This window comes from Streptomyces sp. NBC_01497 (assembly GCF_036250695.1).
In the GTDB taxonomy this organism is placed as follows: domain Bacteria; phylum Actinomycetota; class Actinomycetes; order Streptomycetales; family Streptomycetaceae; genus Streptomyces.
Window position 1 is genome coordinate 4,287,189 of the sequence record NZ_CP109427.1, and the last position, 23,250, is coordinate 4,310,438.

General features: G+C 72.9%; 20 protein-coding genes. 8 read left to right on the top strand and 12 right to left on the bottom strand.

Translation table 11 applies throughout. The annotated features are described in order from the left end of the window. Positions 1–18: 18 nt before the first annotated feature. Positions 19–1,866: an NHL domain-containing thioredoxin family protein gene (locus OG310_RS18325; protein WP_329456952.1), complete on the bottom strand. Its 1,848-nt coding sequence runs from the start codon at positions 1,864–1,866 to the stop codon at positions 19–21. Between the two features lie 47 nt (positions 1,867–1,913). Here OG310_RS18325 and OG310_RS18330 point away from each other — a divergent pair, with 47 nt between their 5' ends. Beyond that, positions 1,914–2,717, top strand: coding sequence for a phosphotransferase (locus tag OG310_RS18330; protein ID WP_329456953.1), 804 nt, complete (start codon positions 1,914–1,916; stop codon positions 2,715–2,717). 10 nt (positions 2,718–2,727) lie between these two features. Then, positions 2,728–3,222: an LURP-one-related/scramblase family protein gene (locus tag OG310_RS18335; RefSeq protein ID WP_329456954.1), complete on the top strand. Its 495-nt coding sequence runs from the start codon at positions 2,728–2,730 to the stop codon at positions 3,220–3,222. A 198-nt stretch (positions 3,223–3,420) separates the two neighbouring features. Here OG310_RS18335 and OG310_RS18340 read toward each other — a convergent pair whose 3' ends face one another. Further along, a complete protein-coding gene (locus OG310_RS18340) occupies positions 3,421–4,662 on the bottom strand; it encodes an MFS transporter (RefSeq protein ID WP_329456955.1) in 1,242 nt (413 codons plus the stop codon). 249 nt (positions 4,663–4,911) lie between these two features. Next, positions 4,912–5,430 carry a MarR family winged helix-turn-helix transcriptional regulator gene (locus OG310_RS18345; RefSeq protein ID WP_329456956.1) on the bottom strand — a complete coding sequence of 173 codons (519 nt, stop codon included), beginning with the start codon at positions 5,428–5,430 and terminating at the stop codon, positions 4,912–4,914. 91 nt (positions 5,431–5,521) lie between these two features. On the opposite strand from OG310_RS18345, the gene OG310_RS18350 reads away from it, so the two are divergent. Next, positions 5,522–6,118 (top strand): YceI family protein, encoded by a 597-nt coding sequence (locus OG310_RS18350; protein WP_329456957.1) that lies wholly within the window; start codon positions 5,522–5,524, stop codon positions 6,116–6,118. Between the two features lie 212 nt (positions 6,119–6,330). Here the strand turns inward: OG310_RS18350 and OG310_RS18355 are convergent, their stop codons facing one another. Beyond that, complete coding sequence (locus tag OG310_RS18355; RefSeq protein ID WP_329456958.1) at positions 6,331–7,167, bottom strand: carbon-nitrogen family hydrolase; 837 nt, start codon at positions 7,165–7,167, stop codon at positions 6,331–6,333. Between the two features lie 190 nt (positions 7,168–7,357). On the opposite strand from OG310_RS18355, the gene OG310_RS18360 reads away from it, so the two are divergent. Then, positions 7,358–8,182: a maleylpyruvate isomerase family mycothiol-dependent enzyme gene (locus tag OG310_RS18360; protein ID WP_329456959.1), complete on the top strand. Its 825-nt coding sequence runs from the start codon at positions 7,358–7,360 to the stop codon at positions 8,180–8,182. A 125-nt stretch (positions 8,183–8,307) separates the two neighbouring features. Here OG310_RS18360 and OG310_RS18365 read toward each other — a convergent pair whose 3' ends face one another. The 5 genes from OG310_RS18365 to OG310_RS18385 form a co-directional block, all read right to left on the bottom strand. Then, positions 8,308–9,558 (bottom strand): MFS transporter, encoded by a 1,251-nt coding sequence (locus tag OG310_RS18365; RefSeq protein WP_329460240.1) that lies wholly within the window; start codon positions 9,556–9,558, stop codon positions 8,308–8,310. A 104-nt stretch (positions 9,559–9,662) separates the two neighbouring features. Beyond that, a complete protein-coding gene (locus tag OG310_RS18370) occupies positions 9,663–10,325 on the bottom strand; it encodes a GntR family transcriptional regulator (RefSeq protein WP_329456960.1) in 663 nt (220 codons plus the stop codon). A gap of 157 nt (positions 10,326–10,482) precedes the next feature. Further along, positions 10,483–12,627 carry a translation factor GTPase family protein gene (locus OG310_RS18375; protein ID WP_329456961.1) on the bottom strand — a complete coding sequence of 715 codons (2,145 nt, stop codon included), beginning with the start codon at positions 12,625–12,627 and terminating at the stop codon, positions 10,483–10,485. 152 nt (positions 12,628–12,779) lie between these two features. After that, complete coding sequence (locus OG310_RS18380) at positions 12,780–13,646, bottom strand: AAA family ATPase (RefSeq protein ID WP_329456962.1); 867 nt, start codon at positions 13,644–13,646, stop codon at positions 12,780–12,782. A gap of 154 nt (positions 13,647–13,800) precedes the next feature. Continuing rightward, positions 13,801–14,760, bottom strand: coding sequence for an ABC transporter substrate-binding protein (locus OG310_RS18385; RefSeq protein WP_329456963.1), 960 nt, complete (start codon positions 14,758–14,760; stop codon positions 13,801–13,803). A 477-nt stretch (positions 14,761–15,237) separates the two neighbouring features. On the opposite strand from OG310_RS18385, the gene OG310_RS18390 reads away from it, so the two are divergent. The 4 genes from OG310_RS18390 to OG310_RS18405 are packed head-to-tail and all read left to right on the top strand — an operon-like array spanning position 15,238 to position 20,391. Then, positions 15,238–18,813 carry a sensor histidine kinase gene (locus OG310_RS18390; protein WP_329456964.1) on the top strand — a complete coding sequence of 1,192 codons (3,576 nt, stop codon included), beginning with the start codon at positions 15,238–15,240 and terminating at the stop codon, positions 18,811–18,813. Next, complete coding sequence (locus OG310_RS18395; protein WP_329460241.1) at positions 18,800–19,270, top strand: roadblock/LC7 domain-containing protein; 471 nt, start codon at positions 18,800–18,802, stop codon at positions 19,268–19,270. The genes OG310_RS18390 and OG310_RS18395 overlap by 14 nt, the downstream gene beginning before the upstream one ends. 52 nt (positions 19,271–19,322) lie before the next feature. Further along, a complete protein-coding gene (locus OG310_RS18400) occupies positions 19,323–19,772 on the top strand; it encodes a DUF742 domain-containing protein (RefSeq protein WP_443078862.1) in 450 nt (149 codons plus the stop codon). Next, entirely contained in the window at positions 19,723–20,391 is a 669-nt protein-coding gene (locus OG310_RS18405; RefSeq protein ID WP_329456966.1) for a GTP-binding protein, read from the top strand. Before OG310_RS18400 ends, OG310_RS18405 begins: the two co-directional genes overlap by 50 nt. Positions 20,392–20,598: 207 nt before the next feature. On the opposite strand, the gene OG310_RS18410 is transcribed toward OG310_RS18405, so the two are convergent. The 3 genes from OG310_RS18410 to OG310_RS18420 are packed head-to-tail and all read right to left on the bottom strand — an operon-like array spanning position 20,599 to position 23,188. Further along, the gene (locus OG310_RS18410; protein ID WP_329456967.1) at positions 20,599–21,273 is read right to left on the bottom strand and encodes an ABC transporter permease; all 675 of its coding nucleotides are present in this window, start codon (positions 21,271–21,273) and stop codon (positions 20,599–20,601) included. Then, positions 21,270–22,049: an ABC transporter permease gene (locus tag OG310_RS18415; RefSeq protein ID WP_329456968.1), complete on the bottom strand. Its 780-nt coding sequence runs from the start codon at positions 22,047–22,049 to the stop codon at positions 21,270–21,272. Before OG310_RS18415 ends, OG310_RS18410 begins: the two co-directional genes overlap by 4 nt. Next, a complete protein-coding gene (locus tag OG310_RS18420; protein ID WP_329456969.1) occupies positions 22,046–23,188 on the bottom strand; it encodes an ABC transporter ATP-binding protein in 1,143 nt (380 codons plus the stop codon). The genes OG310_RS18415 and OG310_RS18420 overlap by 4 nt, the downstream gene beginning before the upstream one ends. Positions 23,189–23,250: the final 62 nt, after the last annotated feature.

Below are 23,250 nucleotides of genomic sequence, written 5' to 3' on the forward strand. Positions count from 1 at the left end.
AGCGGCGGGCCGGGGCGGTCAGCCGGCGTCGGCGCCGGTGTCCATCCCGGCGAGCACCAGGCCCAGACGGCCGGTGCCGTCCGGGGTGACACGGACCGGGACGCCCCAGTCCTGCTGGTGGACATGGCAGGCCGGGTACTCGATGTCCGGGTCGTCGTCGCAGGACGCGGCCATCGCGGACACGTGCAGCACGCCCTCCGTGATCCCGTCGGCGAGCACCAGGTCGCGGGCCAGATCGGTGCCCGCGCCCTCGCCCTTCGCCAGCAGTTCCGGCGGGGTGGACGACACCAGCAGCCGCGTCGAGGGCCCGTAACGGATGTCCAGTTTCTGGCCGTTCGGCGCCGTGAACACCACGTCGAGCCGGACGGTGCCGGGTGCCACATCCGTCGCCGCGCGCTGCGTACGGTGCGCGACGGCCTCGACCCGTACCGCTTCCTCGGGCAGGCGCAGCCTGGTCAGCCGGTGCCGGCCCGACTCCACCACCACGATGTCGTCCCCGGCGAGCACCGCGTCCGAGGGCTCCCGCAGGTCCGTGGCGAGCGTGCTGACCTCACCGCTCACCGGGTCGTAGCGGCGCAGCGCGTGGTTGTAGGTGTCGGCCAGCGCGAGCGAGCCGTCCGGCAGCGCGGTGACGCCCAGCGGATGCTGGAGCAGCGCCTGAGCGGCCGGGCCGTCGCGGTGGCCGAAGTCGAAGAGGCCGAGACCGACCGCCGTGCCGACCGTGTAGGAGCCGTCCTCGGCGCGCTCCACGTACCGCAGCGCGCTGTTCTCGGAGTCCGCGACCCACAGCCGGTCCCCGGCCACGGCCAGCCCGGACGGCTGCGCGAACAGCGCCTCCGCTGCGGGGCCGTCGACCAGGCCCTCGCCGTTCGTCCCGGCGACGGCCTCCACCGTGCCGGCGGCCGGGTCGTACGTCCACAGCTGGTGCACCCCGGCCATGGCGATCCACAGCCGGTCCTGCCACCAGGCGATGTCCCAGGGTGAGGAGAGCGGCACCTCGGTCGCCGGGCCCGAGGTGGGGGACTCGTGCCACCACCACTGCTTGCCGGTGCCGGCGAGCGTCGCGATCGCGCCCGTCCTCGGGTCGAACGAGCGCAGCGCGTGGTTCACGGTGTCCGCGACGGCGACCGTGCCGTCGGGCAGCAGCGCCAGGCCCTGCGGCTCGCAGAAGGAGTCCGGGCCGAAGCCGCGCTCGCCGCTGCCCACGCGCCGCAGCACGCTCTCGCCGTCGGCGGCCAGTTCCACCAGCTGGTGGCGGGTGGTGTCGGAGACGAGGAACGTGCCGCTCTCCGGCAGGATCACGGCCTTGCCGGGGAAGCGCAGGTCGGTGGCGACCGGTTCCGGCTCCACGTACGGCCCGTCGCCGCGGCGCAGCGTGCCCTTGGCCTCGTGCTCGGCCTCCAGCTCCTCGACGAGCCGCTCGATGGCGTGCGTGTGCCCCTCGCCCGCGTGCTGGGCGACGATGTAGCCCTCCGGGTCGATCACGACGAGGGTGGGCCACGCGTGCACCGCGTACTGCTTCCACGTCGCGAGTTCGGGGTCGTCCAGTACGGGGTGGCGCACCTCGTACCGCTCGACGGCGTCGACCACGGCCTCGTGCTCGGCCTCGTGCGCGAACTTGGGCGAGTGGACGCCGACGATCACGACGGTGTCCTGGTGCGTCTCCTCCAACTCCCGCATGGCGTCCATGGCGTGCAGGCAGTTCACGCAGCAGAACGTCCAGAAGTCGAGCACCACGATGCGGCCCCGCAGGTCGGCGAGGGTGTACGAGACGCCGCCCGTGTTCAGCCAGCCGCCCTTGCCGATGAGCTCGGGGGCGCGGATTCGGGCCCGGCGGGGCACGGGCGCGGAAGTCGGGTTGTTCATGATGTCAAGGGTGCCATGGAGGCTTCCGTGCCCTACGTTGCCCATTCATGGGGACAGGGGAGAACGGGACGGCGGCCGGCCCTGAGGGGTCCGGGACGCCGGAGACACCGGGACAGCTGCTCGGATCGGGGCGGGACGCGGACGTCTACGCGTACGCCCGCGCATCCGACGACACGGGTCGCGCCACGGTCGCGGCTGCGGAACCGGGCGACGACACGGGTGGAGGCGCGGGCGGCGGCTGGGTGCTGCGCCGCTACCGCGACGGGCAGGACGCCAGGTGCGAGGCCGCTGTGATGGCGTACCTGCGCGACAGGGGCTACCCGGTGCCGGAACTGTGGCCACCGGGTGCCGGTGGCCCGGTCAGGCCCTCGGACCTGGTGATGCGGCGACTGGCCGGTCCGACCCTCGCGGCGTCGCTGATCGCGGGGGAGACGAGCGCCGTCACGGCGGGCGCGATGCTGGCCCGGCTGCTCCGGCGGCTGCACGAGGTGCCCTCCCGGCTGGGCGGCGGACGGATTCTCCACCTGGACCTGCATCCGGAGAACGTGATCCTCACAGCGGACGGCCCGGTCGTCATCGACTGGTCGACGAGCGACGAGGGCGAACCGGGGCGCGACCGGGCGATGTCGGCGCTGATCCTGGCGCAGGTGGCCGTCGGGGACGTCCCGGTGCCCCGGGAGGCCGTGCGGGCGGTCCTGGCGGAGCTGTTGGTCCACGCGCCTGTTTCACGTGAAACCCTGGCGTGGGCCCGGGGCCGCCGGTGGGCGAATCCGACGATGTCCGCCGCCGAACTGGGGCAGTTGGACGACGCGGTGGCGCTCGTGAGGGAGAGCGGGCCCGCGGCAGGGTAGCGATAGCCGCATGAAATATCAGGTAAGGGACCGGATCTTCGGCATCGGCGACGACTACTGGATCGAGGACGAGCACGGGCGGAAGGCGTTCCTCGTCGACGGGAAGGCGTTGCGCCTGCGGGACACGTTGGAGATCAAGGACGCGTCGGGCCGGGCGCTGATCACGCTCCGGGAGAAGATGTTCAGCATCCGGGACGCGATGACGATCGAGCGCGACGGAGAGGCGCTGGCGACGATCCGCAGGAAGCGCCTGTCCCTGCTGCGCAACCACTACCGGGTCTCCCTGGTCGAGGGCACGGAGCTGGACGTGAGCGGCAAGATCCTCGACCGCGAGTTCGCCGTCGAGTACGACGGTGAGCTGCTCGCGGAGGTCTCCCGGCGGTGGTTGTCGGTACGCGAGACGTACGGCGTGAACGTGGTGCGTGAGGACGCGGACCATGCTCTGCTGCTGGCGGTCGCCGTCTGTGTGATCCGCATGGCGGAGAAGGAGCGCGAGGAGCGCTGAAGGGGCGGCCCGGGGCCGGCGGGACGGGCCGCCGCGCGAGCCCGGCGGGCCACGGCTCGCCGCACCGGGCCGGGCCCGCGCGAACCGGCGCGGCCCGTGCGTCCGGTCCGAGCGGTGGACCGGGCCCGAGCGGTGGGTCAGGTCCTGACGGCGGATCCGGAGCGGGTGGCGGACCGCCCGGCGCCGGACCGGCCCGCGCTACGGCGCGGTCGTCGGTTCCTCTCGTACCGGAGCGGCGGAACGCGCCTCGACGGGCTCTCCGCCCGGCACGGACGAGGCGACCACCTCGGAGCGGCGGCTGCCCCGGTCCATCACCCCGCCGGTCACCGCGAGGCCGAGGCCGGCCAGCGCCAGGACCGCGCCGACCAGCGCGGGCGACGCCCAGCCCCAGCCCGCCGAGATCACCAGGCCGCCGAGCCAGGCGCCGCCCGCGTTGGCCAGGTTGAACGCCGAGTGGTTCGAGGCCGCCGCCATGGTCGGGGCCTTGTCCGCCTTGGCCATGAGCAGCATCTGTACGGGTGTGGTGATCAGCGAGCCCACGGCACCGATGAACGCGATGTTCACGAGTGCCGGGACCGTGCTGTGGACCGCGAAGTAGAACGTGACCAGCGATCCGGCGAGCAGGATGAGTCCCGCGTACAGGGTCGGGCGCAGCGCCCGGTCGGTCAGCGGGCCCGCCACCAGGGTGCCGAGGGTCATGCCGACCCCGTACAGCGCGAGGACCAGCGTGGTCGACGAGTCGGAGAGGCCCGTCAGGTGCGTCAGCATCGGCACGAGGTAGCTGTAGACGGCGAAGAACCCGCCGAAACCCACGACCGCCGTGAGCAGGCCGATCCCCACCTGCCGGTTGCCCATGGCGCGCAGTTCGTGCTTGATGCCGGACTGCTGCCCGCGCGGCTGGTGCGGGACGAGCAGCGCGAGCGCGCCGCACGCGATGATGCCGATCACGGCCACGGCGAAGTACGCGTACCGCCAGCCCAGTTGCTGGCCGAGGGCGGTACCCGCGGGAACGCCGACGATGTTGGCGATGGTGAGCCCGAGGAACATGGTCGAGACGGCGCGTGCCGCACGCTCCGGTGCGACGAGCCGGGAGGCGACGACGGCACCGACGCCGAACAGCGCGCCGTGCGGCAGCCCGGCGAGGACGCGCGCGGCGAAGAGCATCCCGTAGTTCGGTGCGAGCGCGGACGCGGTGTTGCCGACGATGAAGAGGGCGGACAGGAGGAGCAGCAGCCTCTTGTGGGGAATGCGGGCGCCGAGGCCGGTCAGCAGCGGCGCGCCGACGACGACGCCGAGCGCGTAGGCGGAGACGAGGTTGCCGGCGTGCGGGACGGACACGCCGACGCCGTCAGCGATCTGGGGCAGCAGCCCCATCGTGACGAACTCGGTCGTGCCGATGCCGAACGCGACGACAGCCAGGGCCAGCAGAGCCAAGGGCATGGCGAAGGAGAACCTTCCGAAGAGGGGTGAACAGGTCGGTGCCGTGGGGCGCGCGTGCGCCGTGGGCGGACCCCGGCCGGGCACCCTTGCCCGCGCGCACGGAAACAGGGGCCGGCGCTACCGGCCCCCGAGAAGTGCAGCAGTGGCGGGGCGCCGTGCATTCCGGCGCGGACCGGCACCGAAGGTGACGTATGTCGCATCACGCCGGCCGCCCGGACTCTCCCCGGCCGGGGCGGGTGCGGGCGTGCGTCAGCCCGGGGTGTTCAGTTCCTGCTCCAGCAGGCCCATGGCCTTCACGAACGTGGTGCGCTCGTCGGCCCGCAGCTGCTGGAGCGCCCGCATGATCGGAGCGGTGGCTCCCTCCAGCCACACCTCCACCAGCGATTCGCTGCCCGGCACGATCCGGACGAGCGTGCGGCGCCGGTCGGCGGGGTCCGGCGAACGCTCGGCGAAGCCGACGCGCTCCAGGTCGGCGACGAGGCCGCTCACCGTGGCCATGCCCAGGTCCAGGGCGGTGGCCAGGGCGCCGACCGTGACGCCCCGGTTCTCCTGGATCAGCGCGAGCGCGGAGCCGTGCGTCGGGCCCAGCGGCACGTTGTCGAGGACGATCGGCCCGGCGGGCCGGCGGCGCAGACCGCGGGTGATGCGGGGCAGCAGCTGGATCAGCCTTCGCATGCCCTCGTGCGCGGAACACCCGGCTTCCGCCGCCTCGGCGGTGTCCGGGGCAGTCTTCTCCGGGGGCGCGGACTGCGAGCGGTTGACCTTCACGTTCCCGATACTAATGAACCTTTTTGTTTGGAGCACCAAACAGTTATGCTCACCGAACTAATGCGACCGTCCCGCCCAAGGAGAGCCCGCCATGACCCAGGCACCTCAGACACCCCCGACGCCGCAGGCGGAAGCCGTCCGCGAGCTCCTCGCCGACGGCTCGGGCGCCGGTGCGTGGGCCCTGGACCCCGCGTCCAGCAGCGTGCGCATCACAGCCAAGTCGATATGGGGCCTGGTCACCGCCGACGGGACGTTCAGCGACGTGTCGGGCGAGGGCACCCTCACGGCCGACGGCGGCATCAGCGGCCGGCTGACGATCGGGGCCGCGTCCATCGACACCGCGAACGCGAAGCGCGACACGCACCTGCGCTCGGCGGACTTCTTCGACGTCGAGAAGCACCCGCGGATCGTGGTGAGCGTGAGCGGGACCGGCGGCGACCTGACGGGTGACGGTGTCGCGCTGAGCGCGGAGATCACGGTCAAGGGCGCCACCCGGGTGGTGCCGGTGACGGCCGCGGTCGCGCCCGAGCCGGGCACGGGGTCCGGAGCGGATTCCGGGGTGGACGCGGTACGGCTGTCCGTCAAGACGGTGGTCGAGCACCGGGAGTTCGGGATCGTCTGGAGCCCGATGGGCATGCTGAAGCCGCTCACCGCCGTGACGATCGAGGCGGTCTTCCGCCGCGCCTGACGGTACTGACCGTCCGGCCCGTCCTCACCGTTGTGGCCACCCTGACCAGGTGTCGAAGGGAACGGCCCGGGCAGGGGCACGAAAGGTCCGGCCGTCACCGCCCGGCCCGGGCGCCCGAGAACGATCCGCGTGCCCGGACCCGTCCCGTGGCGCCCGGGCCCGGGCACGTTCCGCCGGGGTCCGGGCCCGTTCCGTCCGGGCCGGGCGCGACGTCAGACGATGTCGTCCGGTGCGGCGAGCCCGAGCCGCCGGTCCTTGAGGGCGGGGAACTGCTCCCGCGTCCGGCCCACCTTCGTGATGTCGAGGTCCACGGTCAGGACCTCCTCGTCGGTCCCGGCCTCCGCGAGCACCTCGCCCCACGGGTCCACGACGATGCTGTGCCCTGCCTGTTCGACGCCCGCGTGGGTGCCCGCCGTCCCGCAGGCCAGCACGTACGACTGGTTCTCGACGGCGCGGGCCCGCGCCAGCAGCGTCCAGTGCGCGCCCCGCCGCGCGGGCCAGCCGGCCGGGACGACGAGGACGTCGGCGCCCGCGTCCACGAGGCCGCGGAACAACTCGGGGAACCGCAGGTCGTAACAGGTCGCCAGACCCAGCACCGCGCCCGCCGCGGCCACGGTCGTGACCTCCGAGCCCGCGCCCATCAGGGTCGCCTCGCCCTTGTCGAAGCCGAAGCGGTGGATCTTCCGGTACGTCCGGATGAGCGCGCCCTCGGGCGAGATGACGAGCGACGTGTTGTACAGGGTCTCGCCGGCCGAAGCGCCGCCCGGAGCGGCACCGTTCGCGTCCGGGACCCGTTCGACGACCGAGCCCGCGTGCAGGAACACCCCCGCGTCGCGCGCGGCGGGCGCGAGGGCCCGGAACGTGGGACCGTCGACGGCTTCTGCCTCATCGGCAAAAGATTCGTATGCAAATGCGCCCATCGGCCAGAGTTCCGGAAGGACCACCAGGTCCGCGCCACGCTGTTCCCGCACCAGGGAGGCCACTCGTGCCCTACGGGAATCGACCGATTCGTGCGGATCTACCGCGATCTGGATGAGCGAAGCGCGCACACTACCACCGTCCTGGCATTCGATCCGTCAACGCGGGCCTACGATCGTCACACGAAAGCACTGCCGGGGTGCCACCGGGCAGCGTAACTTAGGCGCCGAACCTCCCACGCAGCCCGCGCAGCCCGGTGCCGGCCACGCCGGCCACAGCCAGCAAGACAGCCCGCGAACCGCAGAACCGCCGAGGGGTCCCGTGACCGTCCATCCCAGCCTTCAGAACTACGCAGACGCCTGGACCCACTCCGTCGAAGCGATAGCCGCCCTGGTGCAGCCGCTCGCCGAGAGCGACTGGAACAGGCGCACGCCGTGTCCAGGCTGGTCCGTCCGCGACCTTGTGTCCCATGTGATCGGCATGGAGTGCGAGATGCTCGGCGATCCGCGCCCCATCCACACGCTTCCGCGCGACCTCTACCACGTGACGGACGAGCTGTCCCGGTACATGGAGATACAGGTGGATGTGCGCCGCCACCACACCTCGCCCGAGATGACGGCGGAGCTGGAGTACACGATCATCCGCCGCAGCCGACAGCTGCGCAACGAGAGCCGTCAGCCCGACGCCACGGTCCGCGCGCCGCTGGGCACGGAGCAGACGCTCGAACAGGCGATGCAGCTGCGGGCGTTCGACATCTGGGTGCACGAGCAGGACCTGCGCACCGCACTCGGCGAGCCCGGCAACCTCGACTCGCCCGGCGCCTACGTGGCCCGCGACACGCTGCTCTCCCGGCTGCCGAAGGTCGTCGCCAAGGACGCGGGCGCGCCCCGCGGTTCGGCCGTCGTCATCGACGTGCACGGTCCGCTGGAGTTCATGCGTACGGTCCGGGTCGACGCGGACGGCCGCGGCAGCATCGACGGCGCGCCCTCGCTGGGGCCCGCGGTGACGCTGGTGCTCGACTGGGAGACGTACTTCCGCCTGGCCTGCGGCCGGGTGCGGCCCGCGGCGGTCGCGGACCAGGTGAAGGCCGACGGAGACCAGGAGCTGGCGGAGGCGATCCTGCGGGAGTTCGCGGTCACGAGGTAACGCGGGCCGCGGCACCGGCGGGCCGTACCGGTCCTCCGCGTCGCCCGTTCGCGCCCCTGTCCCTTCTCCTCGTGTGCGCCGCCGTTGCCGGGCGGGCCGGCCCGGCGCCGGGAGAGGGAGCCCGCTCACACCGGGACGTGGACCGCCTCCACCTTGCTCGCGACCACGTGTTCGCGTTCGCGCTTCGCCGCACGGGCGCGCAGCCGGAGGATCTGGGTGACGCCGAGGATCTCCAGGACGAAGACCGAGGCGAAGGCGATGCGGTAGTCGTTGCCCGTCGCGTCCAGCAGGAGGCCCACCGCGAGCAGTGTCGTCATCGAGGCGGTGAAGCCGCCCATGTTGACGATGCCGGAGGCGGTGCCCTGGCGGGACGGCGGGTTGGCAGGGCGGGCGAAGTCGAAGCCGACCATCGACGCGGGACCGCACGCGCCGAGTACCGCGCAGAGCGTGATGAGCAGCCACATCGGGTCGTGGTGGCTCGGCCAGGCGATGGCGGCTGCCCACAGCAGCGCGGTCGATCCCACCGTGCCGAGCGCGAGCGGCAGCCGTGCCGCGTGGTGGCGGGCGATGATCTGCCCGAACACGAGGCCCACCACCATGTTGGAGAGCACCACCAGGGTCAGCAGCTCTCCGGCGCTCGCGCGGCTCAGCCCCTGCGCCTCGACCAGGAACGGCAGGCCCCACAGCAGCAGGAAGATCATGCCGGGGAACTGGGTCGTGAAGTGGACCCACATGCCGAGCCGGGTGCCGGGCTCGCGCCAGGCCGCCGTGATCTGCGTCCGGACGTGGCGGGCGCCGAGCCCGCCGCGCTCCGAGCGGGGCGGCGGTTCGTGGCCCTCCGGGTGGTCCCTGAGGAACAGCAGCAGCAGGACGAGCACGACGACGCCGGCGAGGGCGCTGCCCGCGAACGTGGCCGTCCAGCCGAGGCCGTGCAGCGTGCGGGCGATGACGACCGTCGAGACGAGGTTGCCCGCCACACCGAACAGCGAGGCGATCTGCGCGATCAGCGGCGCGCGCCGCGCGGGGAACCAGCGGGTGCCCAGCCGCAGGACGCTGATGAACGTCATGGCGTCGCCGCAGCCCAGCAGGGCGCGGGAGGCGAGTGCGGTGGAGTACGAGGGGGACAGTGCGAAGCCGAACTGGCCGAGGGTGAACAGCACCGCCCCGAGCGCGAGGACCTTCTTCGTGCCGAGGTGGTCGACCAGCAGGCCGACGGGTATCTGCATGCCCGCGTAGACGAGGAGCTGGAGGATCGAGAACGTCGAGAGCGCGGACGCGTCGACGTGGAAGCGGGCTTGCGCGTCGAGCCCGGCGACGCCGAGGCTGGTGCGGAAGATGACCGCCACGAAGTAGACGCAGACGCCGATGCCCCACATCCAGGCGGCGCGGCGGCCGCCCGGCGGGTCGCCCGGCAGGGAGAGGGGCGCGGAAGGCGGTCGTCCCGAAGGGGCGGAGGCGGGCAGGCCGGCGGACGGCTCGGTCACCGGTCCTCCCCGCGCACCAGGGTGGTCACCCGGTCGAGGTGGCCGCGGACCCGCCCGGCGGCGAGTTCCTCGTCGCCCGACCGGATCGCCTCCAGCAGCTCGGTGTGTTCGGTGATGTTGGCGGCGATCCGGTCCGGGTGGGCCTCCAGTACGGCGACGCCCATCCGCAACTGGCGGTCGCGGAGCCGGTCGTAGAGCTGGGAGAGGATCTCGTTGCCCGCGGTGCGCACGATCTCCGCGTGGAAGGAACGATCCGCCGCGGCGGCCGCCGCCAGGTCCCCGGTGACCGCGCACGCGCGCTGCGCGTCGAGGAACCCTCGCAGCCGGGTCACCAGCGCCGCCGGTGCGGGCGCCGAGCGCAGGACCTTGCGTACGGCGAACTCCTCGACCAGCAGGCGGGTCTCGACGACGTCGGAGATCTCCTGCGCGGAGACCGCGAGGACGAGCGCGCCCTTCTTCGGGTAGAGCTTGATGAGCCCCTCGACCTCCAGCTTGAGGAGCGCCTCGCGCACCGGCGTCCTGGAGACCCCGACGGCCTCGGCGAGTTCGCCCTCCGTCAGGAGCGTCCCGCCCTCGTAACGGCGTCCGAGCACCCCCTCTTTGATGTGGCTGTAGACGCGGTCGGCTGCGGGCGGCTGTCTGACGGGGGCGGATGTCATGAGCACAGCTTAGATACAACATGGACGCAAGCGATACGCCCGTCCGGGATGCGGACAGCGGCAACGGATGCGGACAGCGGCACGCAGCGAGCGCCGACTGCCCGCACCGCACCGCGCTGTCTGCCCGCACCGCACCTCGCGCGCCGGCGCCCGCCCGTCACGCGCCCGGGTTCCGCACCCGCCGCACCACCCGCAGCAGGTACGCCTCGCGGTCCAGCGGATCGTGGTCCCAGCGCGCCCTCCTCGGCGGCGTGCCCCGCACCGGCGCGTAGTGGTCGAACTCCGTCTCCAGCAGGCCCTCTCCACGCGTCGGGCCGATCAGCCGCTGCTCCAGCGCGTGCACCGACGCCGCGGGGACGTGTCCCCTGACCGTCGTCGTCCCGCCCGCCGCCACCGGCACCTCCGGTACGGCGCCGAACCGCGCGAGGACCGGCAGCGCCGCACCGTAGGTGTCGGACGGCAGGTCGAGCCGGAAGCGGTGGACGGGTTCGTGGACACGGGTGCCCGCGCGGCGCAGCGCGTCCATCAGCACCAGCGGTGTCAGGGCCCGGAAGTCGCCGGCCGTGCTCGACATGCTCTTGTCGAACACGGCGTGGGCGTGGCTCTGCCTGGGCGCGTAGCCGGAGTGCGTCAGCGTCACTACCAGGTCGGTGACCCGCCATCCGCACAGTCCCTGCTCCAGCGTCTCGGTGACCGTCTCCTGAACGGCCCGCATGAAGGCGTACGGCATCGAGCCGAGTTCCACCCCGATCCGGTACTCGACGCCCGATCCTGCGGGCGCCGGGTCCACCCGCAGGCCCACCGTCGCGAGGAACGGGTTCGGGTCCGTCGACTTGAACGCGACGGCCGACCCCGTGCCGAGCGGCCGTTCCCGGCAGATCGCCGTCGTCTCGCGGAACGTGACACCGATGCCGTACTCCTCGGCGAGCGTCGCCTGTACGACCTCCTTCTGCACCTCGCCGTAGAGCGAGACGTGGATGTCCTGCAGGCCGCTCGGCAGCAGCCGGCCCTTGCGGTAGCCGATCAGCGGGTCCTGGTCGGCGAGTTCGGCGAGCGCCGTGTGCAGGGCCGCGCGGTCGGTGTCGCGGTCGGGCACCACCGCCGTCTCGAGCGTCGGCGGTGCGAAGATCCGCCCCGCTCGCCCGTCGGCCCGGGGCGTGCCGGGAACACGAGCACGCGTCCCGTAGGTGCTGACCGTGTCCGGCGCCGAGTGGTGCGGTGCGTGCGCGGGCCCGCCCGTGCCGTATGTGCTGACCGTGTCCCCGATCCGGACCCCGGCGAGGCCGCGCAGTGTTCCGATGCGCCCCGCCGGGAGCGTGTCGCCGGGCACGGCCTCGCCATGGTCGAAGACGGACAGGCCGGTCACCTTCGTCCCGCCCGTGCCGTCCCCGCGTCCGCCGTCCTCACCGGAGGGGCCGCCGAACCTGAGCCGGTCGCGCAGGCGGACCGTCCCCGCGGCGACGTGGACGTACGCCACCTTCTCGCCGCGCGGACCGCGTTCCACCTTGAAGACGCTGCCGGCAAGCGGCGCGTCCGCGTCGCGCCGGACGGAAGGCAGCAGGTCGCGGACGGCCGCCACCAGCGCGTCGGCGCCCGCGCCGGTGATCGCGGAGCCGTAGAGGACCGGGTGGACCAGCGACCGGGCGGTCTGCGCGGCCAGTTCGCGGCGCAGCCGCCCGTACGGCAGCGACGCCTCGTCCGCCACGTACGCGGCGAGCAGCGCGTCGTCCCGCTCCGCGAGGCCCTCGGCGAGCGAGGCGACGAAGCCGGCGTCGTCCGGCCCGTACGGGACGAACGCGGCGTCCGGGCGGCCCGCCGACGCGACCCGCCCCAGCGGGACGAAAGGCGCCCCGAGTCGTCGTGCGAGCTCTGCGGGCAGCCGCTCGTCGGCGCCCCCCGCGCCCGCGCGGTCGATCTTGTTGACGAACACCAGCGTCGGGATGGAGAGCCGCCGCAGCGTGCGCATCAGCACCCGTGTCTGCGCCTGCACGCCCTCCACGGCCGAGACGACGAGCACCGCGCCGTCCAGGACGGACAGGACGCGCTCGACCTCGGCGACGAAGTCCGGGTGGCCGGGGGTGTCGATCAGGTTGACGCTCACCCCGTCGACGGGGAACGACACCACCGCCGACCTGATGGTGATGCCGCGCCGCCGCTCCAGCGCGAGCGTGTCCGTACGGGTGGAGCCCGCGTCGACGCTGCCGACGGTGTCGATGACGCCCGCGCTGTGCAGCAGGCGCTCGGTGAGGCTGGTCTTACCGGCGTCGATGTGCGCCAGGATGCCGAGGTTCAACGTACGCAAGAAGCTTCATGTCCTTAGGGGAGTGCGTGACTGCCTGTCGGTCCTGACGGGCCATCCGGTCGGTCGCGAACGCTCCCCGCATGAACATCTCCTTGGTCGGCTGCCGCTTGCCGGACCAGTGCAGCGCACCCCGCGGCGCGGCGGCAACCGAATTACGCGCTGTGCGCGGCCCCGGGACCCGCGTCCCCGTCGCGCCCGGCGGCGCCCCCGCACCCGCCCGAGCCCCCGGGTGTCCCGGCCGCCGCGTCCTCGCCGGTCCCGGCGGAACACGACGGCCCCGCGTCGAAGGCCACCCCGGTCGGCAGCCCGCGGGTCGCCCGGTCGAGCAGGACGACGGACGCCACCTGTGGCACCGCGCGGAGCCCGTACGCGCCGATCGCGGCCACCAGGTCGCCGAGGCCGCGCACATGCCCGGCGAAGACCCGGCGCGGCACCCGCCGCCCTCGATCCCGCTGCCCCCGCAGGGCATGGGCCGGCGGGACGTCGAGGAGGACGAGGTGCACCCCGGCACTCCGGGCCCCGCCGGCGGCCGCCCGGCCGCGCCGGCGGCGTACGGCGACGGCGAGCAGGCGGCGCAGCCAGGCCCGGCTGCCGCAGTCGTGCACGAGCAGCGGCGCGCCGGAGCGCACGGCGGCGTACAGCCGGGCCAGATGGGCGAGCCGGGCGAACGGCCGGTACACCGCGTACGGCAACCGGGCCGGCATCATCGCCTCCCACCGCAGGTGCGTCACGCGCGGGTCGACGACCAGGACACCCCCGCCGCCCTGGGACAGCGCCCGCAGCAGCGTCGACTTCCCGCTGCCCGGCAGCCCGGACACCACGACGACCGCGCCCGGCGGGTACCGCAGCGCGAACCCGCCGGCGCCGCTCAAGACGCCGCCGCCCCCGGTCGCGTGCCCGCTCGCGGCCTCGTTCCCGGCCCCTGCCCCGTCTCCGGTCCCGGCCCCGGCCCTGTCCGAGCCGGGTACGTAGCCGCCGCGAAGATCCACCACCCCGTGCGGCCGTACTCGCTCCCCCATGCCCGCCCTCCGCCGCGCGCATCGTACCGGCGGCGCCGGACCGCCCCCGGCCCCGCGCGGACGCCTCCGGGGCGGAGCGCCCCTGCCCCCACGCACGGCACCGCCGTCCGGAGTCCTCCTCCGGCGGCGGTGCGCACGTGTCTTCCCGGGCGGATCAGCCCAGGCCGGCCGTGGAGAGCCACTCCTTGGCGACGGCCAGCGGGTCCGCGTTCTGCGACTGGACCTTGGTGTCCATCTCCAGCAGCGACTGCGTGTCGAGCTTCGCCGAGACCGCGTTGAGCGCGTCGACGCCCTTCTGCGACAGCTTCGACTTGTAGACGAGCGGCACCACGTTCTCGAAGCCGAACAGGTTCTTCGGGTCCTGGAGGACGACGAACTTGTCCTTCGGGATACTCGGGTCCGTGGTGAACACGTCGCCGGCCTGGATGTTGTTCGCCTTCAGGGCGGCGATCGTCAGCGGGCCGCCCGCGTCGAGCGCCTTGAACGACTTGTACGTCTGCCCGTAGTCCGACTTCAGGCCGACGAGGCCCTGGTGGCGGGTCTGGAATTCCGGCGAGGCGCCCATGACCAGGTCGGGCGCGGCCTTGGTGAGGTCCGCGATCGTCGACTTGGTGGTCAGGCCGTACTTCTTGGCGGTCTCCGCGTTGAGGACGACGGCGTCCTTGTTCTGCGCGGGGGCCGCGTTCAGGATCTGCAGCTTCGGGTCCAGCTTGGCGGTGACCGCCGCCTGTGTGGTCTCGACGGTCGTCGGGGCGGCCTTGGCGTCGAGGTAGGCGAGCAGGGCGCCGTTGTACTCCGGCAGGACCGTCAGCGTCCCGTTCTTCATCAGGCCGTACGTGGTCTCGCGACTGCCGATGTTGGGCTTGTAGCTGACCTTGAAGCCCTTGGCCTTGAGGGCCTCGCCGTAGAGGTCGCCGAGCAGGATCGATTCGGCGAAGTTGTTGGAACCGACGACCACGGTGTCGCCGCCTGCCGCGGGCTTCTGGAGCGGGTCTCCGGAGCTCTTGTCGGACGAGGAGGAGGACGAACAGCCTGCCAGCACCGTGGTGGCGGCCGCCGCGAGGGCGACCGCGGCGGTGATGGCGCGTCTACGGCTGTTTCCGGTTACGGTCACGTTTGCCAACCTGTGCTCGGTTCGGGGAGTGATAGGACGAGCGGGCATGTGGCGAAGCAGAGGAGCTGTGCACGAGTGCTTGACAAACCTCTGCAAGCACATGGTGACGATCCAAGCCAGGCGGCGCCCCGCGCGTCAAGCTTTTCATGTCACTGATTGACATCGACTGGCGGTAGGGGGCCCGGGGGCGGAGCCAATCCGCGGACCGTCCGGTCGGTCTTGATCGAGTCTTGACGAATCATGATCGAATTGCGTCTGTGCATCCGGCAATTGCCATCGAGCGCAGCCAACTCGGTCTGGTCAATTCTTCCCTGGGGTCGTAGACGACACCGTAGAGCGACTAGATAATCTTCATTCCTCGGACCCGGTCCGCCCCTGCGTGGCCCGACTGAGGTGGTTTCCGCCCGCCGATCCGGCCGGAGTATCCGGTCGCCGCGCCCCGACCCGTCGGAACGGGCGTACAGCCGAGGAGGCTTGGTGCCCACGCACAGGAGGGGCAAGAGGGATGCGAGGGACCCCGGAGACCCGGGGGACCGCGGATTCCGGACGGACCGCGGGGAACGTGCCGACGGGCCGGACCGCGCCGATCGCGTCGGCGACCCCCAGGGACCGGGCCGCACCACCCCGGCCCGCGGGGACGGCCGCGCCCCCCACGGGGACGACCACGCCGCCGACCACGCCCCCCTCGCCCCTCGCGTGCGCCGCCGGGCCTCCGGCGTCCTCGAACGATGGCCGTTCCGGCGCAAGCTCAACGCGATGGTCGTCGTACCGATCGCCGCGATAGCCGCGATGCTCGCGTACGTCACCTACGAGCAGGTCGACCAGGCGCAGTCGGCCGCCGCGACGGCCCGCCTCGTCCGCAGCAGCCAGGCCGTCGCCGAACTCATCGACGGCCTCCAGAACGAACACCGCGAAGCCCTCCTCCTCTCCCTCCACTACGAGTCGCGGATCTCGGAGGCGGAGAGCCCGGCGACCGCCGGGTACCGGGAGGCACAGGACGACGTCAACACGCAGGCACGCGCCGTCGCCACGTCGTTCGGCGACGACCTCCCCTCCGCCGAGGGCGAGGCGCTCAAGGAGATCGGCGGCCTCTCCGCACTCCGCGAGACCATCGAGAGCGGCCCGCTGCCCGCCGACAACATCGACCCCGCCTACAACGCGGCCGTCAACGACCTCATCGACGGCCTCGGGCTCGGCTCGTCCGCCAACCAGTCCGCCTCGTCCTCCACCAACGTGCTGGACGCCCTGCTGCGGGCCGACACGGCCCACGCGTCCTTCGAGACGAGCGTCTTCGCGGCCCGCACCGGCGACCCCAACGCGCTCATCGAGTTCACCGGCGCCGTCGGCGAGTACGCCTCGTACACCTACCAGGCCGACCGGTTCACCCGGTACGCGACCACGGACCAGGGCCAGGAACTCACCGGGATCGAGCGCAGCGAGCCGGAGAACATCATCGGGCAGCACTACGCGGCCCTCCAGGTGGCCCCCGGATCGCTGGTCGCCGAGGACCAGTCGGTCGTGCAGGACGACCTGAGCACCGCGCTCGCGGCCGAGCCCACGTACCTGCGGCAGTCCGACAACCGGTTGCGGATCACCCGCTCCCTGATCGGGCAGATCGCCGGCGAGGCGAGCGACGCCTCGAACGCCGCCTGGTGGCGCGCCGCCTCCCTGACGGCGGCCGCACTCGTCGGGTTCGTCCTGTGGCTGACCTTCTCCGTCCTCGCCCGGCGCTCGGTGATCCGGCCCGTGCAGGCGCTCACGGCCGCGGCGACGCGCGTGGCAGACCTGGCCGGACGGGAGTTGTCGCGGGTCGCCGACGACGACTCCGTGGACACCGCGCCGCCGCGCCTCGAAGCCGTGCCGGTACCGGTGCAGGACGAGATCGGCGACCTGGCCTCCGCGTTCAACCAGGTGCAGGCCACGGCCACGGCACTGCTCGAACGCCAGGTCCTCGGCCGCCGCAACATCGCCGAGATGTTCGGCAACGTGGGCCGCCGCGTGTCCAACCTGACCGTGCGCCAGCTGACGCTGATCGACGCGATCGAGCGCGGCGAGACCAGCCCCGACGTGCTCGAACGCCTCTACAGCATCGACCACATCGCCGTACGCCTGCAACGCAACGCGGAGAGCCTGCTGCTGCTCGCCGGCATCCGGGACGACACCCCGGAGGCCGGTCCCACCGCACTGACGGACGTCGTGCGGGCGGCGCTCGGCCAGATCGAGGGCTACCAGCGGGTCGCGCCGCGGGCGGAGAACGATGTCACCGTCATCCCCGACATCATCGGCGACCTGACCCTGATGATGGCCGAACTGCTGGAGAACGCCGTGGCGTTCTCGCCGTCGGGCAGCCGCGTCGAGGTGATCGTGCGCTCGCGCGCGGAGGGCGGCGAAGGCGACGGCGCGTTCGTCGAGATCGTCGACCACGGTCTCGGCATGAGCCCCGCGCGGCTGGAGGAGGAGAACGCGCGCCTGGTGCGCCGTGAACGCCTCGACCTGGTGCCCACCAAGGTGCTCGGCCTGTTCGTGGTCGGCGGCCTGTCGCGACGCTGGGGCATCCACGTCACCCTGGCCCGTACGACGGGCGGCGGCACGACGGCCTCCGTGCACATCCCGCCGTCGCTGCTGCTCGCCGGTCCGGTGCCCAAGGTCGGCCCGCGCGCGCTCGCCGCCGTACCCGACCGCAGGGCGGTGGGCGGCTCACCGCCGATCGCCATGACCGCGCCGCGGACCCCGCGGCGGGACACCGGCCCCGGCAGGGACACCAGCCCTGTCAGGGGCGTCGGCAACGGCCCGGGCGCGGGTATGGCGCAGGGGCCGGGCCCCGGGGTGCGACCGGGTCCCGCCGAGGGCGCGCGGGACCGCGGACCGGGGGACTTCCCGGCGCACGGCGAAGCCGCCGAACAGCACGGCGGGGCCGGTACGTTCGGCGGCCGGTCCCCGGCCGCGCCACGTGACGCCGATCCGTACGGGCCGCGTCCCGCGGCGGGGTCCGGCGCGGGCACCGGGAGTACGCCGCCGGGGCGGGCCGCGCCCTCCGCGGTGCCGGCGGCCTCGTTCTCCGCCTTCGACCGGGACCCCTCGTCCCGTGAGTCACCGTCCCCGGGGACGGCACCGGGTGCGGCGTCGATATCCGCGCCGGGCACGGGAGTGACACCGCCCCCTGAGGCCGGCGTGCCGCCGCTGCCCCGGCGGGTTCCCCGGCGGACGGCGTCGGAGTCCCCTCGACCCGCCTCGGACGGCCGGGTGAACCAACCGACCCAGCAGCCACAAGGACCCCACCAGCCCCAGCCCCAGCCCCCGTTCCCGTCTCCCTTCCAGGGACAGGCGCAGAGCCCGGATGGCCCGTATCCCTCGGCGCAGACACCGGTGCGGCCACCGCTGCCCCCCGTACGGGCGCACCTGCCCCAGCGCTCCGGGCCGCCCCAGCGGTACGCCCAGCAGCCGCGGCAACCACACGAGCGGCCCCAGCAGCCCCCCCAGCGGGAGCCCCAGCAGCAGCCTCAGGACATCCGGCAGGGTCCCCCGCGGGTGCCACAGGGCCCCCAGAGGCCCCAACAGCGGTTCCAGCAGCCCCCGCCCGGCCCTCAGCAGCCGCCACAGGACTTCCGGCAGCCCCAGGGGCCCCAGGGACCCCGGCAGGACGCCCCGCCACCGCAGCAGCCCCCGTACCAGGCCCGGCAGGACCCCCCGCCGCAGCCGCCGCCCTACCCGCGGACCTCCGCGCCGAGGCGGGCGCGGGAGCCGGTGGCGCAGCCCGACGCCCCCCGCCCGCTGCGGCGCCGGGTGCGCGGTGCCACGCTCCAGGGCCGCGGCCGCTTCGCCGAGGAACTGCCGCGTACGGTTCCGCAGGCCTGGCGGCCCACGGACGCCCAGGCCGCGCGCGAGGCCATCGACGAGTTCGAGGCAGCGGTGGAACGCGCCCACCGCGACAGCGACCCCGGCGCACCCGCCGGTGACAGCACCACCGACGGGCCTCACCGGGCCCACCGGCCCGACAGGCCCTCACGACCCGAACGTATGGAAAGAAAGGCCAGTGACGATGTGGACAGGTGACGCGGGGCAGAATCCGCCGGAAACCACCGACGTACGTGCCGCAGCCGCGGACTTCACCTGGCTGCTGAACCGGTTCGCCACCGAGACCGCCGGTGTCGTCGACGCCATCGCGGTCTCGTCGGACGGCCTGCTGATAGCCGTGTCGCGGCGCGACGCACCCGCCGACTCCGAGCGGCTCGCCGCGATCGTGTCCGGCATCACCAGCCTGGCCATGGGCGCGTCAGGCAACTACGGTCTGGGCGGGCTCAACAAGGTGATCATCGACCTGGAGGGCGGGCACGTCCTCGTGTCGGCGATCGGCAACGGCGCCGTACTCGGCGTCGTGGCCTCCAAGGAGGCCAAGCTCGGCAACATCGCCTACGAGATGACGCTCTTCGCCAACCGGGTCGGCGCGGCCCTCAACCCCCAGCTCGTGCTGGAACTGAAGAACAATGTGGGCGTTTCACCGTCGAGGTGACCGGCCCCGGCCGATGTCCGCCGGGCCGGGCGGACCGTACGCACCGGGAAGGATCGCGAAGGTGACTGGTGAGGCACCGGTCGAAGGGGCCGAGGGGCCCCCTGAGGGGTCCGGCGCGCTCCGGCCGTCCCCCGTCCGGCCCTTCCTGCTGACAGCGGGCCGGGTCGCCGGGACGGCGGGGCCCGGCGCGGGCCCGCCCATCCCGATCGAGACGCAGGTCGTGGCGACGTCGGGCGGGCTCGCCGCGCTCGACAGCTTCGCGTCCGAGTACCGCGACATCATCGCGGCCTGCCGCCGTCCGCAGTCGCTCGCGGAGCTCGCCGCGAAGCTGCGCCTGCATCTGAATGTGGTCCGTGTTATCGCCGAGGACCTGCGCGCCCAAGGGCGGTTGCGGGTCTATGTGCCCCGGGCGAACGCCGCCCAGGACGCCTCTGTTCTGCGAAGGGTGATCGATGGTCTCCGCACCGTCCCCGACTCCAGGGGGTTCCTCCGTGAAGGCTGACCCGCCCGGCACGGTGGCCGCGCGCGACGACGACGTGCTCAACCAGCCGCCGCTGCCCGTGAAGATGGTGATCGCGGGCGGTTTCGGCGTGGGCAAGACGACGACCGTCGCGTCGATCTCCGAGATCGAACCGCTGACCACGGAGGCGTCCATCACGACGGTCGCCGCCGGAGTGGACGACCTGAGCCACACCCCGGAGAAGACGACGACCACGGTCGCCATGGACTTCGGCTGCATCACGCTCGACCCGACGCTGAAGCTGTACCTGTTCGGCACGCCGGGACAGGAGCGGTTCGGGTTCATGTGGGACGACATCGTGGAGGGCGCCCTGGGCGGCCTGGTGATCGTCGACACGCGTCGCCTCGACGACTGCTACGCGGCCGTCGACTACTTCGAGAACCGGGACATCCCGTTCGCGGTCGCGCTGAACGCCTTCGACGGGAAGGTGGACTACGAACTGGACGAGGTCCGCTGGGCGCTGGACGTCTCCGACCATGTGCCGGTGACGGTCTTCGACGCGCGCGAGCGGGGGTCCGTACGGGACACGCTGCTCGTCGTCCTCGAACTGGCGCTGGAGCGGGTGGAAGAGGGCAAGGGCCGGGCTGCCGTCCGGTACTGACGCGGGAGTCCCGGCCGCCGGGCCACGTCGCCCCCGGCCTCCCCCGTACGCGAGGAGGCCGGGACCGGGTCCCACCGGACCGGTCCCGGCCTCCTGCGGGGTGCGCGTGCGCCGAGCGCGTCGCGGGGAACCTCCCGCCGGTTCCTCCGAGTCCCGGGGAGACGGGAGACGGGAGACGGGAGACGGCCGAAGAGGCGGCCGGCGCCCTCAGGGCTGCCGTACGCCCCGTACGCCCCGGGAGACGGCGAACCGCGACGCGAGCGCGAACAGGCCCAGCGTGGCCAGCGCGAGCGCCGCGACGAGGGTCGCGCCGCCCACCACCTTCTCGTAGTTGCGTTGGTACAGGCCGTCCACGATGTACCGGCCCACACCGCCGAAGCTCACGTACGCGGCGATGGTGGCCGTCGAGACGACCTGGATCGCCGCCGACCGCAGCCCGCTCAGGATCAGCGGCAGCGCGACCGGCAGCTCCACCTGGAACAGCACCTTCGCACGGTGCATGCCCATGCCCCGGGCCGCGTCCACCGGAGCCGGGTCGACGGTGCGCACCGCCTCGTACGTCGTGACGAGGATCGGCGGGATCGCCAGCACCACCAGCGGGATCAGCACCGGCAGTTTGCTGAGGCCCATCAGCACGAACAGCAGCACCAGCAGGCCGAAGCTGGGCAGGGCGCGGGCCGCCGTCGCCAGCAGGGCGAGGGCGTTGCCGCCGCGCCCGAAGTGGCCGGTGACGAGGCCGACGGGCAGCCCGACGCCCGCGGCGATGCCGAGCGCGATCAGCGAGTACTCGACGTGCTCCAGCAGGCGGGTGGGGATGCCGTCGTAGCCGTGCCAGTGCGCACCGTCCGAGAAGAACGCGCTGATGAAATGGAAGATCGTCACAGCGCGCTCCCCGCGGTGGGCCGGACATCGGTCGCTGCGCCGTCGAGCGGCTCACCGGTGGCGGGGCCGGTCGAGTCACCGAGCGCCGTCGTATCCGGGGCCGCGCCGTCGGGGCCGCCGCGCCGGGCCCGACGGGCGCCCTTGGGCAGCCACGGCGTCAGCGCCATCCGGATGAGGACGAGCAGGGCGTCGGCGAGGATCGCGAGCACGGCCGTCGTGACCACGGAACTGACCGCGAGGATCGGCCGGTGGTAGAGGTTGGCGTCGGCGAGCAGGTTGCCGAGCGCGCCCTGGTTGCCGATGAGGGCGCCGACGCTGACGAGGCTGATGCTGGAGACGGTCGCGACCCGCAGGCCCGCGAAGATGGCCGGTACCGCGATCGGCAGTTCGACCTGGAGGTAGCGGCGGACGGGCCCGATGCCCATCGCCACGGCCGCCGCGTTGGTCTCCGGCGAGACGGAGCGGACGCCGTCCACGATGGCGGGGACCAGCACGACCAGGCTGTAGAGCGAGAGCGGGATGACGACGGTGGTCTCGCTCTGCCCGGTGTAGTCGATCAGGACGACGAAGAACGCCAACGAGGGGATCGCGTACAGGATCGTCGTCGCCCACAGGACCGGCGGGTAGAGCCACTTGAACCGTACGCACAACTGCGCAATGGGCAGGGCCAGGACCAGGCCGATCGCGACCGGCAGCAGCGCTTCCTGCAGGTGGAGGCCGATCAACCCCAGGTAGCTGTGCTGGAGGTCGCTCGGCATGTCGAAGAAACCGTTCACCGCGCGGCTCCCACATCCACCGGCGCGGTGCCGCGGTGGCCGTGGGCCTCGCGGATCGCGGCCGCGATCGACTCCTGCGAGACGACGCCGACGGCGCGCCCGTCGCCGTCCACGGCGACCGCCCAGCCGGTCGGCGAGAGGACCGCGCAGTCGAGCGCGACGCGCAGCGAGTCCTCGCCCTGGCGGAACGTCTGGCCGTACGGGAGCAGGCCCGACGCCTCGTCGCCGCCGCCCGACGTGCGCAGGCGGTCGGCGTGCGCCCAGCCGAGCGGCCGGCCGTCTACATCGACGACGAGCAGGTACGGCAGGTCGGCGGCGCGCGAGGTGACCTGTGCGGCGGTCGCGTCGACGGCGACGATGCCGGCCCGCTCGACCGGCAGCCCCTCCGTGGTGAAGAACGACAGGCCCCGGATACCGCGGTCGGCGCCGAGGAAGTCCTCCACGGCGGCGTCGGCGGGGTCGGAGAGCAACTGGTCCGGCGGCGCGTACTGCGCGAGCTTCCCGCCGGTGCGGAGCACGGCGATCATGTCGCCGACGCGTATCGCCTCGTCTATGTCGTGGGTGACGAAGACGATGGTCTTGCCCAGTTCGGCCTGGATGCGCAGCAGTTCCTCCTGGAGCCCGCGCCGCACGACCGGGTCGACCGCCGAGAACGGCTCGTCCATCAGGAGCACCGGCGGGTCCGCGGCGAGCGCGCGGGCGACTCCCACCCGCTGCTGCTGACCACCGGAGAGCTGGTACGGGTAGCGCTTGGCCATCGACGTGTCGAGGCCGACGCGCTCCATCAACTCCATCGAGCGCTCGCGGGCCTTGGCCTTGGACCAGCCGAGCATGCGCGGCACGGTGCCGATGTTGTCGACGATCGTGCGGTGCTGGAAGAGGCCCGCGTTCTGGATCACGTACCCCATCGACCTGCGGAGCGCGTTGACGGGCTTGTGCTGGATGTCCTCCCCATCGATGAGGATCCGGCCCCCGCTCAGTTCGATCATGCGGTTGATCATGCGGAGGGTCGTCGTCTTGCCGCAGCCGGACGGCCCGACGAGGACGGTGATCGACCGGTCGGGGATCTCCAGGGAGAGACCGTCGACGGCGACGGTGCCGTCGGGATACCTCTTGCTGACAGCTTCGATGGATATCAAGGCACCAAGCACCCTTCGGTCCGGGCATCCGGGTAAGTGAGGATCACCGAGCGGTCGCCGGG